Annotated in this window: 17 protein-coding genes; 10 read left to right on the forward strand and 7 right to left on the reverse strand. The window is 43.8% G+C overall.

The window, feature by feature from the left end:
- Positions 1-82: 82 nt before the first annotated feature.
- A complete protein-coding gene (locus ERX35_RS00380; RefSeq protein ID WP_149457923.1) occupies positions 83-1,312 on the forward strand; it encodes an aminopeptidase in 1,230 nt (409 codons plus the stop codon).
- Positions 1,313-1,492: 180 nt separating this feature from the next.
- Here the strand turns inward: ERX35_RS00380 and ERX35_RS00385 are convergent, their stop codons facing one another.
- The 4 genes from ERX35_RS00385 to ERX35_RS00400 form a co-directional block, all read right to left on the reverse strand.
- Positions 1,493-2,398: a nuclease-related domain-containing protein gene (locus ERX35_RS00385; protein ID WP_149457924.1), complete on the reverse strand. Its 906-nt coding sequence runs from the start codon at positions 2,396-2,398 to the stop codon at positions 1,493-1,495.
- Positions 2,399-2,462: 64 nt separating this feature from the next.
- Positions 2,463-3,275, reverse strand: a complete 813-nt coding sequence (locus ERX35_RS00390; RefSeq protein ID WP_170234487.1) for an alpha/beta fold hydrolase — start codon at positions 3,273-3,275, stop codon at positions 2,463-2,465.
- Between the two features lie 170 nt (positions 3,276-3,445).
- Positions 3,446-4,822, reverse strand: coding sequence for an N-acetylglucosaminidase (locus ERX35_RS00395; RefSeq protein WP_149457926.1), 1,377 nt, complete (start codon positions 4,820-4,822; stop codon positions 3,446-3,448).
- 78 nt (positions 4,823-4,900) lie between these two features.
- Positions 4,901-5,449, reverse strand: coding sequence for a TetR/AcrR family transcriptional regulator C-terminal domain-containing protein (locus ERX35_RS00400; RefSeq protein ID WP_149457927.1), 549 nt, complete (start codon positions 5,447-5,449; stop codon positions 4,901-4,903).
- A 148-nt stretch (positions 5,450-5,597) separates the two neighbouring features.
- On the opposite strand from ERX35_RS00400, the gene ERX35_RS00405 reads away from it, so the two are divergent.
- The 3 genes from ERX35_RS00405 to ERX35_RS00415 all read left to right on the forward strand — a co-directional run bounded on the left by ERX35_RS00405 (position 5,598) and on the right by ERX35_RS00415 (position 8,739).
- A complete protein-coding gene (locus ERX35_RS00405) occupies positions 5,598-6,248 on the forward strand; it encodes a biotin/lipoyl-containing protein (protein WP_149457928.1) in 651 nt (216 codons plus the stop codon).
- 12 nt (positions 6,249-6,260) lie between these two features.
- A complete protein-coding gene (locus tag ERX35_RS00410) occupies positions 6,261-8,114 on the forward strand; it encodes a DHA2 family efflux MFS transporter permease subunit (protein WP_149457929.1) in 1,854 nt (617 codons plus the stop codon).
- An 85-nt stretch (positions 8,115-8,199) separates the two neighbouring features.
- On the forward strand, positions 8,200-8,739 hold the full coding sequence (locus ERX35_RS00415; RefSeq protein WP_149457930.1) for a ribonuclease FAU-1 family protein: 540 nt from the start codon (positions 8,200-8,202) through the stop codon (positions 8,737-8,739).
- Between the two features lie 43 nt (positions 8,740-8,782).
- On the opposite strand, the gene ERX35_RS00420 is transcribed toward ERX35_RS00415, so the two are convergent.
- A complete protein-coding gene (locus ERX35_RS00420; RefSeq protein WP_149457931.1) occupies positions 8,783-9,652 on the reverse strand; it encodes an SDR family oxidoreductase in 870 nt (289 codons plus the stop codon).
- A 137-nt stretch (positions 9,653-9,789) separates the two neighbouring features.
- Between ERX35_RS00420 and ERX35_RS00425 the strand changes: the two genes are divergently transcribed.
- The gene (locus ERX35_RS00425; protein ID WP_149457932.1) at positions 9,790-10,569 is read left to right on the forward strand and encodes a TatD family hydrolase; all 780 of its coding nucleotides are present in this window, start codon (positions 9,790-9,792) and stop codon (positions 10,567-10,569) included.
- Entirely contained in the window at positions 10,556-11,413 is an 858-nt protein-coding gene (locus tag ERX35_RS00430; protein ID WP_149457933.1) for a LysR family transcriptional regulator, read from the forward strand. Before ERX35_RS00425 ends, ERX35_RS00430 begins: the two co-directional genes overlap by 14 nt.
- 4 nt (positions 11,414-11,417) lie before the next feature.
- On the opposite strand, the gene ERX35_RS00435 is transcribed toward ERX35_RS00430, so the two are convergent.
- Positions 11,418-12,080 carry an MOSC domain-containing protein gene (locus ERX35_RS00435; protein ID WP_149457934.1) on the reverse strand — a complete coding sequence of 221 codons (663 nt, stop codon included), beginning with the start codon at positions 12,078-12,080 and terminating at the stop codon, positions 11,418-11,420.
- 80 nt (positions 12,081-12,160) lie between these two features.
- Here ERX35_RS00435 and ERX35_RS00440 point away from each other — a divergent pair, with 80 nt between their 5' ends.
- The 4 genes from ERX35_RS00440 (at position 12,161) to corA (ending at position 15,672) form a co-directional block, all read left to right on the forward strand.
- The gene (locus ERX35_RS00440; RefSeq protein ID WP_149457935.1) at positions 12,161-13,363 is read left to right on the forward strand and encodes a sugar efflux transporter; all 1,203 of its coding nucleotides are present in this window, start codon (positions 12,161-12,163) and stop codon (positions 13,361-13,363) included.
- Complete coding sequence (locus ERX35_RS00445; protein WP_149457936.1) at positions 13,360-13,842, forward strand: DUF456 domain-containing protein; 483 nt, start codon at positions 13,360-13,362, stop codon at positions 13,840-13,842. The genes ERX35_RS00440 and ERX35_RS00445 overlap by 4 nt, the downstream gene beginning before the upstream one ends.
- 449 nt (positions 13,843-14,291) lie before the next feature.
- The gene (locus ERX35_RS00450) at positions 14,292-14,732 is read left to right on the forward strand and encodes a GNAT family N-acetyltransferase (RefSeq protein WP_170234488.1); all 441 of its coding nucleotides are present in this window, start codon (positions 14,292-14,294) and stop codon (positions 14,730-14,732) included.
- Positions 14,725-15,672, forward strand: a complete 948-nt coding sequence (corA, locus tag ERX35_RS00455; protein ID WP_149457938.1) for a magnesium/cobalt transporter CorA — start codon at positions 14,725-14,727, stop codon at positions 15,670-15,672. Before ERX35_RS00450 ends, corA begins: the two co-directional genes overlap by 8 nt.
- Before the next feature lie 55 nt (positions 15,673-15,727).
- Here corA and ERX35_RS00460 read toward each other — a convergent pair whose 3' ends face one another.
- Positions 15,728-16,228, reverse strand: a complete 501-nt coding sequence (locus ERX35_RS00460; protein WP_149457939.1) for a cupin domain-containing protein — start codon at positions 16,226-16,228, stop codon at positions 15,728-15,730.
- Positions 16,229-16,262 lie beyond the last annotated feature (34 nt).

A 16,262-nucleotide genomic window follows, 5' to 3' on the forward strand; every position in this document is an offset into this window, starting at 1 on the left:
TTTTATATGTTAATTCAGTTGGAAAATAACGGGGAGTTCGGTATGATTAAATAGTCAGAAAATTAAGAGAGGGGATGTTTGAATGAGTCAGCATCATTTATTGAAGAAGTACGCAGATGTCATTGTTAAAATAGGATTGAACATCCAGCACAATGAAATTTTAGTTATCGAGTCAGACATTAATACCGCACCTTTAGTCAGACCTGTTGTAGAAGCTGCCTATAAACAAGGAGCCAAAAAAGTCATCGTCAATTATTCTGATAGTGAAGTGGCAAAATATACATATGATTATCAGTCAGTTGAGACACTGCAGGAAGTGCCTGAATATTTGAAGCAGGAACTGAAATACTACGAAGAAGAAAAAGCAGCACTTTTAAGCATTGTAAGTGTTTCGCCGGAAGCGCTGAAAAATCAGTCTGAGGAAAAGATCAACGCCAGGGCAAAAGTCATGATGAAAGCGCATGAAAGCCTTTCAGACAGCTTCGGTAACTTCAGACAGACATGGTGTATTGTCGCCTATCCATCTGTTGAATGGGCAGAGATTGTTTTTCCGGAACTGAGCGGAGAAGCAGCACAGAATGCCTTGTTCGATGCTATATTTAAAGCGGTCCGGGCTGATCAGGAGAACCCTGTTGCCGCATGGAAATCTCATATTGAACATCTTAACCAGCGTGCCAATTGGCTGACGGAGAAAGGCTTTGACAAGCTTCACTATACAGCTCCCGGCACTGATCTGACAGTCGGACTTCATCAGGGCGGTAACTGGCTGAAGGCAGGAAAAGTCAATAAGCAGGGGACAGAGATTATCGTCAATATGCCGACCGAGGAAGTCTATACGACACCTGACTTCAGACGTGTGGACGGCTATGTATCAAATACACTGCCGCTCAGCTTATCCGGTAAAATAGTCGATCAGTTCAAACTGACTTTCAAGGACGGAGTAGTGACTGATTTTGAAGCGGGTGAAGGCTATGAAACTTTGAAGAATTTACTGGAGATTGATGACGGCGCAAAACGTCTCGGCGAAATTGCGCTAGTACCGGTCAACTCACCGATCTATGAAAGCGGCTTATTGTTTTACAATACGTTGTTCGATGAGAATGCATCGTGTCATATCGCACTCGGCAGTGGATTTGCTGAAGTGATAAATGGTGCTGAAGATCAATCAATAGAAGAGCAGGTCGCACTCGGCATCAATGACAGTCTGACTCACGTGGACTTTATGATAGGAAGCGAATCACTTGATATAGATGGTGTTTATGCAGATGACCGGTGCGAACCTATCTTCAGACAAGGCCGGTGGGTCGAATAAATAAAGAATCCCTTTCTCGACGAAAGGGATTCTTTATTTAAAACGAGTCGGAACGACGTTTGCCTCTCAAGAAAAGATAAACGTGAGAGGGAACAACGTTTGCCTCTCAAGAAAAGATAAACGTGAGAGGGAACAACGTTTGCCTCTCAAGAAAAGATAAACGTGAGAGGGAACGACTCTCTATAGATAATACTTAGTCGCTTTACTCAATCCGGTTTTCTTGAAGTGTTCAGCCAAAACTCGTGAAATAGAGGCACGGCTTATTCCACAGCACCATTCCATTGCTTCATTGATTGTAAAAGCGTCTCCTTTCAAATGATACAAGTCTCTTAAATTGTGAAAGGTAATGCGCTTGATGGCAGTTGAGCTGCCGCAGTTAGTACATGTATGATATTTTGTCCGGCTGGTGATTGCCTTGATCATGTAGTTACAGTGGAGACATTTCATTCCTTTCATCTGCATAGAAAACTCACTGCGTTCGATGGGGTTAAAATCAAGCTCTGGCATATTAGCTGCCAGGAAGTAACTGCCGAGCGACTTATTGTCCTCAATTAATAAATTCGGCTCCCGGAACTTTTTGAGGTGACTGTGCACCATACTGCGGAACAACCAGCGTGGATTGTCATTGTTGCTACGCAGATGAAAGTACTCGTTGATGAAAACAAGGTAACTCTCAATTATATAACGTTCACCGGACTGAGCGATAACGTCTTCTAAAATATGATGAGCCCGAGATAACTGGTCATCTGGATTTTTGAAGTTACGGCCGTAGCTATTGACGAGCAGCCGGTCATTCATAGTGAATATCCCTTTATAGTTCTTGATATCATAATGAGTGACTGTATTCCCGTGTATGACAATGATGTCAAACTGGGCCATTCCTTTATATTTAGAGCGGAACGTTAAATCCCAGAGCACTACTGCGTCAGGAAACTCACTCAGCAGTCTGATAAACTGTTTCTCTCCTTCGTAACCTTTAAAATGGGTGTGATAGTCTTCACGCTGGTTGTCAGATAACGGAGTACGATTATGGAGAGCATTGTAATAGTGAATTTTCTGAGGAATAGACCGTGTCTTGAGCAGCATCTTTCACCTCATAAAAGAATTTAATCACTGCCAAAAGAAAAGCCATCACCATAGTGACAGCTTGTTATTGATGTATCTTGAAGAAATGCAGTAAATGAGCATCGAACAATTTTGGCTGATCAATCTGGAGATTATGTCCTGCTTCATCTAACAAAATAAAGCTGCCGGACTCATTATCTTTCACTAAATTATAGGCATCGTCATAACCTACAGTGGAATCCTGTCTGCCTACAAGCACTGTCATCGGGCAATCATGCCGGGCAGCAAGCATTTGACGTTCAAAACTGAAAGAATAACCATCATCAAAGTAGCGCTTTTTAAATTCGTTGTCAGCAAGTGTCATGCCTGTCACTAACTCATCCAGATAGCGCTGCCAGTTTTTCCGCGTAATGATGACATTGGTATTTAAAAATTCTTTGAACTCTTTTTGATGATCATCAGGCTGGATATCCTCAAGTAAAATATGCTGGTGGACAGGCAGCTTACGTTTCTCACTGTCAGCAATAATGACAGGACAGAAGAAAAACATGCCGTTAATACAGCCGTCCATCTTATAATTCACGCCGTTTGATAAATAGGCACCATACGAGTTGCCGATGATAAGAAACTGCTGTTTCTTAATGACTTTCCGAATGAATTTCATCAGTACATCCAGCATATCATCAGCATTAATGATGGCTGGGTTTACTTCTGACCGACCCATCCCGGGAAGATCGATATAAATTCTTGAATAAGCATAGTCTGTCTGAGCAACAACTGATTCTATAGGGTGTTTCATAATTCGGTGATCGACGCCGTATCCATGGAGACATAATACGGGTGTCCCTTGACCGATTATCTCGTAGTAAATTTGATGACCGTCAATTTCTATAAACATCTCTACCTCCATATCATAAATTGTCATTATGATGTTCTTACTTCATCAGTTTAGCAGAACTTCGTTTCTTCTCAAAACGACTTCTGTCAAAAAAATCAAGAAACTGCTGCAGCTGATGTAATGATAAAAGATGGACTAGGAAGCTGCACTCATATAACGGTCATAAGCTGTTATTTCGCGTAATGGATGAAGTGGTATTTTCCGCCTTCAATCCCTAACTGCTGGTAAAAGCCTGCGATGTAGCTCGCATTGGAAGAAGCCCATATTATATCAGTCGCATACTGTGAGTTTCCAGGTGATGCCGGGTTCCAGCGCATCGAATAAAGGGTGTTCTGTGATTCTGACAGATAGCCCTGTGAAATAAACTGAGCGCCACCGATAATTGCTTTCTCAGGCGTATCCCAGCCGACGTTGGCTGCGTACTGAGCGCCGTACTTCAATACGTTGTGGTCATATGCACCGACGCCGAACATGTTGTAGAAGCGTTTGCCGGTCGGCTCACCTTTAACTGTTACACCATTAGCGAGTTTGCTTCGGCCTTCAGCCGTTTCAAGAAAAGCATGCGAAATCAAATAAATTTCATTGATATGATATTTTTCGCTGGCGATTTTAAACGCCTGTCCGCGGCCTTCAAGAATCCCTTTGCCCTGGAGCAGGATGTTCAGCTGATCAGCAGTTAAACCTTGCGGCTCGTTAAGGACAAGGAACTGATATTTTCCGACTGCATCATTGATTAACGGTTCAATATCTATATAACGTTTCACTAAATCAGTAGGAGCATTTTTCCATTTCACACCATCAGAAACTTGCGGTTTCGGTGATAGCTGCATTTGACGGTTCACAGCATCCTGCAGAGTGGCATTGACTGTAGTGTGAGTAACAGCAGCTGAAGCTGTAGACTTTGGTGCCGGCACAGCGGGGTTGGCTGGTTGTGGTGCTGTAGGCTGTGGTGCCGGCACAGTCGGTTTGACCGCTGCTTTTACTTGCACCGTTGATTCAGTTTTTTTCTGCGGCTGAACAGGGGGAGTGACTTCAGCTTTTGTGACAGGTGCCTCCACCCAGCCGGTGGCACCTGTGACCAATGTGCCGTGCAAGTAGGTGCTGCTGCCGATTTTCAGTGCAGCATCGACCGTCATCGATTCATCTTTGGCAGCACGGTCAATCACCTGACGCTCTGTTCCGCCCGGGAAACTGTAAAATTTAGTCGTCGTTTTAAATGTCACTGTCTGCTGAGCAGGGGATACTGTTTTTACAGGTTGAATGGTTAAATCGCCTGCTTTGACATAACCGATTGCATTATCGATATTTTCTGATGTCTGCACGCGATAGTAAGGCTGACCTTCAATCATCACCTTATCGTTAACATATAATGTGTAATTTGCATAATCGCCTGCTACTTTCTTTGCCATCATCGTTTTGTTTGTAATAATGACAGCATTACTGCTCTTTATAGTGCCGATTCTTAACTGTTCGGCAGCATGGGCATAATCTGATAACAGCATCATAGCTACTGCGGTAACGCCTAATGTTCTTTTTAAATACTTCATGTTTCCCCTCCATCAGCTCGTTATCTGTATTATACATGAATCGTTACTTCTTTTGATTCGATTTACAAGATTTTAATATTATCTGTTGGAGCGGAGAATATTGTGGTAAATGATGTCTGCCATTAGTTCTGGCGGTTCCAAACAGTCATTTTGCAGCCAGAAGAAGAGAATGCCGAACTGTCCTCCGAGCGTATAATTCACGAAGTATTTCGGTTCTCTTAAAGAAGAGCTATTTGCTTCAATCGATGCCAAATAATTTGAGCGCAGCGTTTCAATTAATTTCTGGGTGAAGTTCTGTGCCGGATGGACCGTCATTAATGTCTTAAAAAACTGCTGATGAGCATAAATATAATGACAGAGATTTAAAAAGTATTTCTTAACCAAAGGTTTTATATCTTCTGTATGCTGCATATCATTTGAAGTCTGTTCCACAAACTGACCGATAGCTGTCAGATGCGTATCAATCATCCGGTCCAGCAGATCATATTTGTCTAAATAATAGGCGTAGAAAGTAGAGCGGTTAATATGGGCCGCTTCACATATCATCTTAATAGTAATTTCTCTGAATCGATGTTTTTCAAGCAAATTTAAAAATTCTGCTTCTATTATTAAATGTTTATCTTTCATAAGTAATCACTTTTCTTATTAATTTATTTGTCACTGCTAGCATTATTTTAAAGTAAAACCGACATTTAAACAAATATTGTTGGTTGAAAGTTTTCATAGGGGAACTATAATATAGCTTATGTGAAAAAAATTAAATGGAGGAATCACAATGAAGAAAATACTTTTAATCAACATCCTTACATTAGTTATTCTGGCTATCGCCGGTATTGCTGCTTTTCATTTCTATGATGAAGCAACGAATTATGTAAAAACAGACAATGCAAAGATCGACGGTACACAAATCTCAATCGCAAGCCCGGTTGCAGGTAAATTAACTTCTTTTAAAAAGCAAGCGGGAGACAAAGTTTCTCAAGATTCAGTGATCGGTTCAGTAGAAGGTATGGGCCAAGATGGTAAACCAGCTAAAATGGACATCACTATGCCTCAAGATGGAACAATCGTTAAAACACAGGCAACTGAAAATGGTTTTGTTGGAGCAGGCATTCCTGTTGCTTACGCTTATAATATGGATGACTTATATGTTACAGCTAACATTAAAGAAACAGAACTTGACGGCATTCAAGAAGGACAAGATGTCGATGTTTATGTTGACGGCTACAAAGATACAACACTTGACGGTGAAGTAGATAAAATCGGTTTAGCGACTGCTTCAAGCTTCTCAGTACTACCATCATCTAACGGTAACGCTAACTACACTAAAGTCACTCAAGTCGTTCCAGTAAAAATCAAATTATCAAAAGAGAAATCTTTAGACGTTATTCCAGGAATGAATGTAACTGTACGCATTCATAAAAACTAAGGAGGTTTTTGTATGACCTCAATGATTATAGGCTATGTCCTTCTGTCACTGGTCATCTTCTTCCTATTGAACCGCTTCCTGCTTAATCGCAGAGGTAAAAAAGCGGTCCAACCCGAAGTAGAGACAACTCAGACACACGAAACATATGAACGTCAACCTGAACGATCAGTTCGTCCAGAACCAGCACCAAGACCTGAACATCACACTGACAACGAAGTGATTTACAACAGCGAAGCACATCGTGAAGATGCAGATCTTTATAACAATGATGAGCAAGAAGACCTTGTTGTAGAGCAGCCTTATGAAGAAGAACTTGAGAAAGAAGCGGTTCATCATAAAGCGACTAAACCATCACATACGTTAGGCAAAGGGATTACGACAGGCAAAATCGTCACGGCATTAATGATCGGGATGTTCGTCGCAATTCTTAACCAGACGTTAATCAACGTCGCCCTGCCGGTCATGATCAGTGACTTCAATGTCTCAACATCAACTGCGCAGTGGCTGACTACCGGGTTTATGCTGGTAAATGGTATTCTTGTACCGATCAGTGCATTCATGATTCAACGGTTTACTTATCGTCAGCTGTTCTTATCAGCGATGACTTTCTTTACAATCGGTTCATTGATCTGTGCTATGTCCGGCAACTTCCCGATGATGATGACCGGACGTGTCGTGCAGGCAGTCGGCGCAGGGATATTAATGCCGCTTGGAACAAACGTATTTATGACGATCTTCCCGCCTGATAAACGCGGGGCAGCGATGGGGACGATGGGTATCGCCTTCATCCTGGCACCAGCGATCGGTCCTACATTGACAGGCTGGGTTATTCAGAGCTATCACTGGAATGTGATGTTTTACGGGATGTTCGCAGTCGGTTTAATTTCTTTAGCCGTTGGTATGTTCTGGTTTAAGATTGTGCAGCCGACATTCAAAGCAAAACTTGATGTGCCAGGTGTTATCTTCAGTACACTCGGTTTCGGCAGTGTTTTATACGGCTTTAGTGAAGCAGGAAACAAAGGCTGGGATTCACCAGTCGTTGTTTCAACCATTATCATTGGACTGCTTTTCATCGCAGCATTTACGGCAAGAGAGCTATCGATGAACAATCCGATGATGGACTTACATGTTCTTAAGTATTCCGGCTTCTCATTCCCATTACTGATTAACATCATTGTAACGATGAGTTTATTCGGGGGTATGATTCTGCTGCCGATCTACTTGCAGTCAATCCGCGGTTTCTCACCCCTTGATTCTGGTCTGTTATTACTGCCTGGATCACTATTGATGGGTATTATGGGACCGATTGCCGGACGATTATTCGACAAATATGGTATTAAACCACTTGCCATCTTTGGTCTGGCGATTATGACTTATGCAACATGGGAATTGACACGTATTAATCTTGATACATCTTATAGAACGATTCTTGGTATTTACATTCTGCGTTCATTCGGTATGTCATTCATTATGATGCCGATTATGACAGCAGGTATGAACGCACTGCCTGGGCGTATGATTCCTCATGGTAATGCGATCAGTAACACAGTACGTCAGCTTGCCGGTTCAATCGGTACAGCAGTCCTTGTAACGGTGATGACGCAGCAGACGACTGCTCATATCGGTGATATGACTAACGCAATGGATAAAACATTGCCGTCGACTGCGACTCAGCTGAATCAGCTTGGCCAGTCACTCGGCTCAAGCACAGCAGGAATCCAGGTCTTAATGGGCAAATTGCAGCAGCTGGCAACAGTGAATGGTATTACAGATGCTTTCTGGTTAGCTACTGCCTTCAGTCTGCTCGCATTCATCCTGGCGTTCTTCCTGAAAGGGAAAGACCATTATCGTTCAGATGAAGCTTAAATAAGTATAATTATAAACAAGTTGAAATTAAGTATTTCTTCAACTTGTTTATTTTTATATAATGATTTGTGAGGAGTTGGGCGACTTGAAGATAAAATATATCGATAAAAGGCATTGGCGTAGATTGCAAAGACGTGACTACAAGGAAATACGACTGGAAGACACGCGGTTTGATGGAATCGTCGGTCTTGTGACAATGCAGAAAGTCAAATCTCCCTTACAAGTTGAAGTAGTAGGAAAGTGTATTACAGTGGCAGACGCAGGTTACCAGTGGCTGCAGCTGCTGCCGAAAGACAAACTTTACAGCATTACAGCGATGTATGACAACTACGGCCGCCCAGTTCAGTACTATATTGACGTCAATGATCACAATTTCATTGAACTCGGTGAAGCGCGGGCGAACGACTTATTTCTGGATGTCCTTGTATTGCCGACTGGAGAATATGAGCTTGTAGATGAAGCGGACTTGAAGTTTGCGCTGAAAAAAGGCAGCATTACAAAAAAGCAGTATGATTCAGCCTATCAGACAGCGCACTATATTATGACTATCATTCAGCAGGATTTTGAGACTTTCAAGAAGACAATCGATTACTGCAGACAACAAATAACACCGTCAGGCGAGTAGCCGGACGGTGTTATTTTAATTCTATATTAACAGTCAAGATGATTTAGCTTGAAAGATAATCTCCGCCGTTAATGTGAATAGCCTGACCCGTAATGTAAGTAGAATCCTGAGAGGCAAGGAAAACATAGGCTGGAGCATTTTCACTAGGCTGACCACGGCGTTCCATCGCTGTTTCCTGTCCATGCTTCTCTACTTTTTCAGCAGGGAATGTAGCAGGAATCAACGGGGTATATATAGGACCCGGCGCGACACTGTTCACACGGATTTTCTTCGGTGCCAAATTCTGTGCCAAAGAGCGGGTGAACGCTGTGATAGCACCTTTTGTCGCTGAGTAATCAATAAGTGACTCAGAGCCGCGGTAAGCGGTCACGCTGCTTGTGTTGATAATGGTGTCACCTGCAGACAGATGAGGAATGGCAGCCTGCGAGACATACATCATTCCGAAAATATTAGTCGAGAACGTCGTCTGAATCTGTTCAGGCGTAATCGCCAGAAAATCTTCCTGCGGGAACTGAACCCCGCCGTTATTGACAACAATGTTCAGCCCGCCGAAGTCAGTCACTACATCCGACACTAATTTTCTGCACTGCTCAACGTCCTTTAAATCAAATGCGTAAGCCTTCGCTTTAGCACCGAGCTCTTCAAGACGTTTTACGGTATCTTCAGCATCAGCTGTCTCGTCGTAGTAACCGATAGCAACATCAGCGCCTTCTTTAGCGTAAAGAATCGCTACGGCACGGCCGATACCAGAATCGCCGCCTGTAATTAAAGCGATTTTGCCTGTCAGCTTACCGCCGGCCTTATAGTCGTCATCTTCAGCAATCGGACGTGGATTCATATCGCGCTCACTACCGGGCTGTTTATCCTGAGTATAGCCTTTAATCTCCTGATCAATCTTTTCAAATTTATCCATTATGACACCTCATTTAAATGATTTGTTAGTGTTCTATACCTCAATTTTTATATGTAAAACAATGTGTACTACTATTATCGGGTAATCATTAATGACATGATAAAGAAGTTAAGCTGGCTGGAAAGTAGGAGGATATTATGATAGATAGTCATATTCATCTTGAACAGTTTGATACTGAGGATATTAATACTATTTTAAATAAGCTGGACGACGGGAAATTAGACAGTGTTATTGCGGTCAGCATGAACTTGGATAGTGCGGTTAAGCTGCTGAGGTTGAAGCAGCAAGCTCCTGCCATTCAAATAGCGGCTGGATTTCATCCGGAACAGGAGCTTCCTGATGATGAAGAACTGGGTGCGCTTGAGCAGTGGCTAACTGAACATCATGAGTCACTCTCAGCGATTGGTGAAGTCGGTCTGCCGCACTATTTGAACCGGGCAGGTAAAGTGCACGATATGAGCCGTTATGTCTATCTTTTGGAAAGAATGATCATCATAGCGAAGCGCTATGACCTACCAGTCGTTCTTCATGCGGTTTATGAAGATGCAGGAACTGCAGTGGATCTACTGCAGAAACATGGAGTGACACGAGCGCACTTCCACTGGTTTAAGGCAAGTGACGACGTCATCCGGCTTGTCATCCAGTCCGGTTACATGGTCAGTGTAACACCGGACGTTTTGTGGAATGACAAGACAAGGCGTGTGCTGACTGCAGCGCCGCTTAGTCAGCTGATGTTTGAAACGGACGGGCCATGGCCGCATGCAGGTTTTGAAGCGACTGATATTCCTGGAATGTTATCTGTTATAATAGATGAAATAGCAGTAATCAAACAGCTGGAACCAGCCATTGTGCGTGAAGTAGTGACGCGTAACACTGTGCTGTTCTATGGAAATGAGGTTATTAATGAAAATCGATGACTACCGCCTGCTTGTAGCGCTGGCGGATGAGGAAACATTAAGAAAAGCTGCTGATACACTTTACATCTCCCAGCCGGCTGTCAGTCAGCGCCTGAAATCCATTGAGCGGGAATGGGGGACTGATATTTTCATCCGGACAAAGAAAAAGCTGATTGTGACAACGAACGGAGAGATTATTCTTCAGCATGCCCGTAAAATGCTGAAAGAAGAGACCAACTTGAAGGAAATGATTCAGTCTTCTGAAGGAATTGTCAACGGCAAGCTGTCTATCGGTGTATCGTCATTGATCGGGCACACGATACTGCCACGCGTACTTGGACATTATGTAGAACTGTATCCAGAAGTGAAAATCCAGCTGCAGGTCGGTTCAAGCAGCCGGATTATGGCAAATCGACATGATTTTCATATCTCAGTTATCCGCGGTATGAAGATCATGAACATGAATAATGACGTACTGCTCACGGATAAACATTATTTCATTTATCCGAAGGCAAAGAAAAACCAGCTGCAGACATTACCGATGATTGAATTCCAGGCGGACCCCGTCTATCTGAAGGAGATTGAACTGTGGTATACCGAGCAGTTCAATCAAACTTATGCCCCGCAGATTAAGACCGATCAGATTGCAACGTGCAAGGAGCTGCTGCTGTCAGGGGTGGGTGTCACTGTGCTGCCTGAGATTGTCATCGGTGATATTGACAGTGAGCAGTTTGAAGTGGAGCTGCTTGAAGTCAATCATCATCAGCTGCTGCGGGAGACGTATATCAGTTATGAGAATGATGTGCTGGCTCTGCCGCAGGTCAAGGCATTTATTGATTTAATGAAGATGGAGGCGGCTGTTTAATCGGCTAATAATTTATCCGCCCGGTAAGCTTCTGCAGCTGCTTTGTGAATTTGAGCTGATGTTCTTCAGGCAGTGCATCTACAGTCAGTGCCTTTTCGAGCAGTGCCTTGTTCTTCTTATCCGTATATTTAAGTGCATTGAATGCGTTCAGTGTAAACTGCGCTGGATGTTTCTCCAGCAGCTCAAGTCGGCTGTCTGGTGTAACGATGCCTTCCTGCAGCACTCTGAAGTAACAGCCGGTTGCATGGGCGGCACTCATGAGCTTGACGAGGTCAGGGACATCATACTTCTTTGCGATGGTGTTGCACGGGCCGCGTCCTTCAGTGATTTGAATGACTGCTTCACCGAATTTGAACTGATCGCCGATGGCAAGCTGGTCTTTCGTCAGTCCGATAGTTGTAATGTTCTCACCGAACATGGCATATTCCGGCATGTCTTGAATATAAGGCCGCCACATATCATAGTCCAGCTTGTCGTAAAGGCAGATTGCTTTGTTCGGGCCGCCGTGACCCTGGTACGCATGTTCATCGCCTTCAAGCCCGAGAAAAGACAGGAACGTCGGCTGCTGGATAGGATATTTAGAGACAGCTGTCTTTTTAGGACGGTTCGAGCCGAAAATTTCGGTTTTGATTTTACCGGTGCATATATTGATGACTTCATACTCCATAATTATTCCTCCGCTCTTTTGCAATTCAGTGAGTTCTTATATAATTAAACAATATCATTAAATAGAAAGTTTGTGAAACTATGTTCAGGCAGCTGTTGAGTATTAAAAACTACAAGTTATTCCTCGTCAATATGGCGCTGCTCGGCATGGGCCTTGCTGTGACCGTTCCGTTCTTTATCCTTTATGCCACGCAGGAGCTCGGCATGACGAAAGGGCAGTATGGGCTGTTGATGGCATCAGCTGCGCTGGCAGGTTTTTTGATGAACACATTGATCGGTCGTATTTCTGATACGGGCCGAGTTAACCGGAAATGGCTGATTATTTTCTCGCTGCTGATGGCGAGTATGGCGTTCGGTGTCTATTTCTATGTCCATAGCGTGCTGTGGTTTATTGTCCTTTATACTATTTTCACTGGTTTCGCGGCCCCGGCTATGCCGCAGATGTACGCGTCAGCCCGCGAAAGCATCAATGCATCTGCATCAAGTAAAAATTCAGTATTCGCAAATACTGTGCTCCGCTCAATGTTCAGCCTCGGGTTTTTGTTCGGGCCGCTCGTCGGGACTGTACTGCTCAGTCGTTTCGGCTATGATGGGTTGTTCGGCGGCACAATCGTTCTTTATTTGATCGTTCTGATGTCAATGATCATCTTCTTCCGCGATATAGTGACGGTGCAGCCGGCGAGAACGCAGAATTACGTTGAACCAGTCGCCCCTAACTTATTAAAGGACAGCCAGCTGCTGATCCCATTTCTCGGATTTGTCATGCTGCACGTCGGGCAATGGATGTATACACTGAATATGCCGCTCTTTGTGACAGAGCACCTGCATGAATCAGAGAACAACGTCGGCTACCTGGCGAGTTTATGTGCAGGACTGGAAGTGCCTTTTATGATTATTCTCGGTATTCTGGCAAGTAAGTTTCAGACAAGAACACTGCTGATGCTCGGTGCGGTTTTAGGCGGCGGCTACTTCTTGTCAATCGGTGTCTTCAACTCTGTCGCAGCCATGCTCGTCGGTCAGCTGGCACTGGCGTTCTTTCTCGCGATTCTGCTTGGACTCGGCATCAGTTATTTCCAGGATATACTTCCTGATTTCCCGGGCTATGCGTCAACACTGTTTTCAAATGCGATGATTGCAGGACAGTTGATCGGCAATCTGCTCGGCGGCGTAATGAGTGATATCGTCGGTTTAGGCAATGTGTTCTATGTATCCGCGGCATTCATCGCCATCGCGTTCGTTCTATTGAGCTTTACAAAACCTGTGACAAGGGAGGATATGCTATGAGCGCTATCATCTGGCTACTGATTATCGCTGCATTTATACTGGCCTTTGTCGGACTCGTAGTGCCGGTGATACCAGGAATATTATTGATGTGGATTGGCTTTTTTCTTTATCACTTTATGATTGATGACAGTAAGTTATCATGGTTTTTCTGGATAGTCATGATGATACTCACCATCGCCACTTTAGTGAGTGACTATGTCGCTGGAAGCTATTTCGTTAAACGTTACGGCGGCAGTAAAGCCGGGGAAATCACCGCAGCAGTCGGTGTCATCGTCGGGAGTTTCGTCATTCCGCCGTTTGGCGTCATCATCGTGCCGTTGATTGCTGTATTGCTGATAGAGCTCATTATGTTAAAAGACCCTGTACGTGCGGTGAAGGCAAGCATCGGTTCACTGTTTGGATTTTTGGCGAGTACACTTGCCAAATTCTTAATACTGCTGATCATGGTCATCTGGTTCTTAATAGCTATCAACGTATAAACCCCTGCACCTGTTAGGTGAAGGGGTTTTATGGTGGGTGCAGTTAGATGTAAGAGAAACAATAAACGGAGCATAACCTTCAAATATAATGTCAATCAGTTGCGAAGTGTTCAATTAATACTCTAAACTAGAAAAGGAGTTAATGAAAGAGGGCACACGATGGTCCAGGCAAAAGAAAGTTTTCTGGCATGAAGGTGAGTTAACGTGGTCATGCTTAAAGGAATTGACAGCTGGTTCTTTGGCCGGTCGATACAAAGAGGCGCACTGCTGTCTGCCACTATTCTTCACTAGACGCATCACCGGGGATGACTGTTCTGATGCGGCAGTCAGGACTGCATGTGCCTTCGATCTACGGGCGGTCCCGTGATGCAGAATAGTTAAAATACAGGCTTAAAGCAGATGCTTTAAGCTTTTGTGTACAGAACGATAAACAGATGACAGGTGAAACCATGAAGAAGCTTACTATAGAAGATGAACAGCTGAAAACAATCGCTGCTATTCATGAGTCGATTCCATCAGGCTATAAAGAATGGCATGTCAGTTCGATGGACTTAGCACTGCGGTTTGAATCAATGAAACTATTAATGATGCATAACGGCGATGAAATTATAGCCGTCGTCGATAAAGAAGACGTCATTGCTTTTATCTGGTATGTTATTAATGACGAGACAATGATTAAGTCACTGTGGGTGACGCCTGCAAGAAGAAGACAGGGCATTGCGACAGAGCTGAAGGATTATGTCAGACAGCAGTCACTGGCTGCTGGAGTAACAGTCATCAGAAGTCATGTCCATCCGCTTAACAGTAAGATGCGGCAGTTGAATGAAAAACTCGGCTACAGCCACCGGGGGAACGAAATGATCTATAAGTTAGAGGTGCACAATGATTAGAACGCTATATATCGATGAATTGAATGAACTGAGGACTTGTGACTCCCCGTATGATATGGAGGGGACCGCAAAATGGTTATGGGTCGATCTGTCGGAACCGACGGCCCATGAAAATCTGCTGCTGAGTCAGTACTTTCACTTCCATCCATTATCGATAGAAGATGCAGTATCAGTCAGACAGCGTCCGAAGTATAAGGAATATGATGATTACTTGTTCTTTGTCTTTCATGCCATTGACTTAAAAACAATGCTTCCTGAAGAGATCGATGTCTTCATCAACAGTAGCATGGTTGTGACCTATCATAAGGAACATTCAGAAGAAGTAGATAAAGTATGGAACTCGGTCATCTGTAAGCGGGCGAATGAAAAGCTGACGACGGCTGAAGTGATGTATCGCACGCTGGACGCAATTGTCGATAACTATTTTCCTTTTGTGTATGAGCTGGAGGACAAAGTGTTTTCCTTCGAGGACCAGCACTCTGTTGATATCTCGACGGAGGAGCTGATTGAAGAGACATTCGATTTAAGAGAAGACCTGCTCATCATCCGGCGGACCGTGCTGCCGATGAAAGACCTGGTCTACCGGCTGCTTGAAGGACGTATTATGGAGCTGTCAAAGAAGCAGAAAATCTTTTTGCATCATATTAATGACCACCTTGTGAAGCAGGCGGAGATGATTGATTCTTCACGGGAGATGACAGCGGACATAAGAGATAACTACATATCGCTCAACTCATTTAAAATGAATAATATTATGAAAATATTGACCATTTATTCTGTCATATTCATGCCGCTGACGTTGATTGCGGGAATATACGGCATGAACTTTGATGTCATGCCTGAACTGCACTGGAAATATGGTTATCTTGCAGTCTGGCTGTTGATGATCGGTATATCGCTTGGGATGATTTATTATTTCAAAAAGAAGAAGTGGTTTTAAATATTTTTCCATACAAAACACCTTGCAAATATGCAAAGTGTTTTGTATTGCTGTATTATACTGTGCTGCAGTGGTAAATGCCTGCCCATTCTTTGAACATCGGACCGCTCTTGCCTTCGACAGGATCGGTTGGTGGAATCATCACCTGATTAATCCTGCTTTGTATGGCTGTTAAGTTGTCATAGGAAGTAAGCAGCTCTATTTTCTTGTCTTCTGGATAAGCGCCGACTACTTTAAAGTCGTCGGACCGGCTTAACAGCTTATGGCCGTAACCCGCCGGCAGCAGTATGACGTCACCCGTCTGAACTTTGAGCTTCTGGCCGTTCTCCCCGCCGATCATCAGTTCAGCATCACCCGATTTGACGCCGAGCACTTCATGGGCGTTCGGATGGAAATGATGGTAATCAAATACGCCGTTCTCCCATATCCCTTGCCAGCCGTTATTCTTAAACGTCTCAGCGGGATCAGTCACTGCCTGTGAATAGACGATGGCTGGATAGATGATGTGATTAGGTGCAGAGGGGGACACCGGGGCATGAATAATTTTGTAGGACATAAAAAAACCTCCCGTTTATTGTTATAATAAAAAC

Source organism: Macrococcus equipercicus, from assembly GCF_004359525.2.
Classification (GTDB): Bacteria; Bacillota; Bacilli; order Staphylococcales; family Staphylococcaceae; genus Macrococcus; species Macrococcus equipercicus.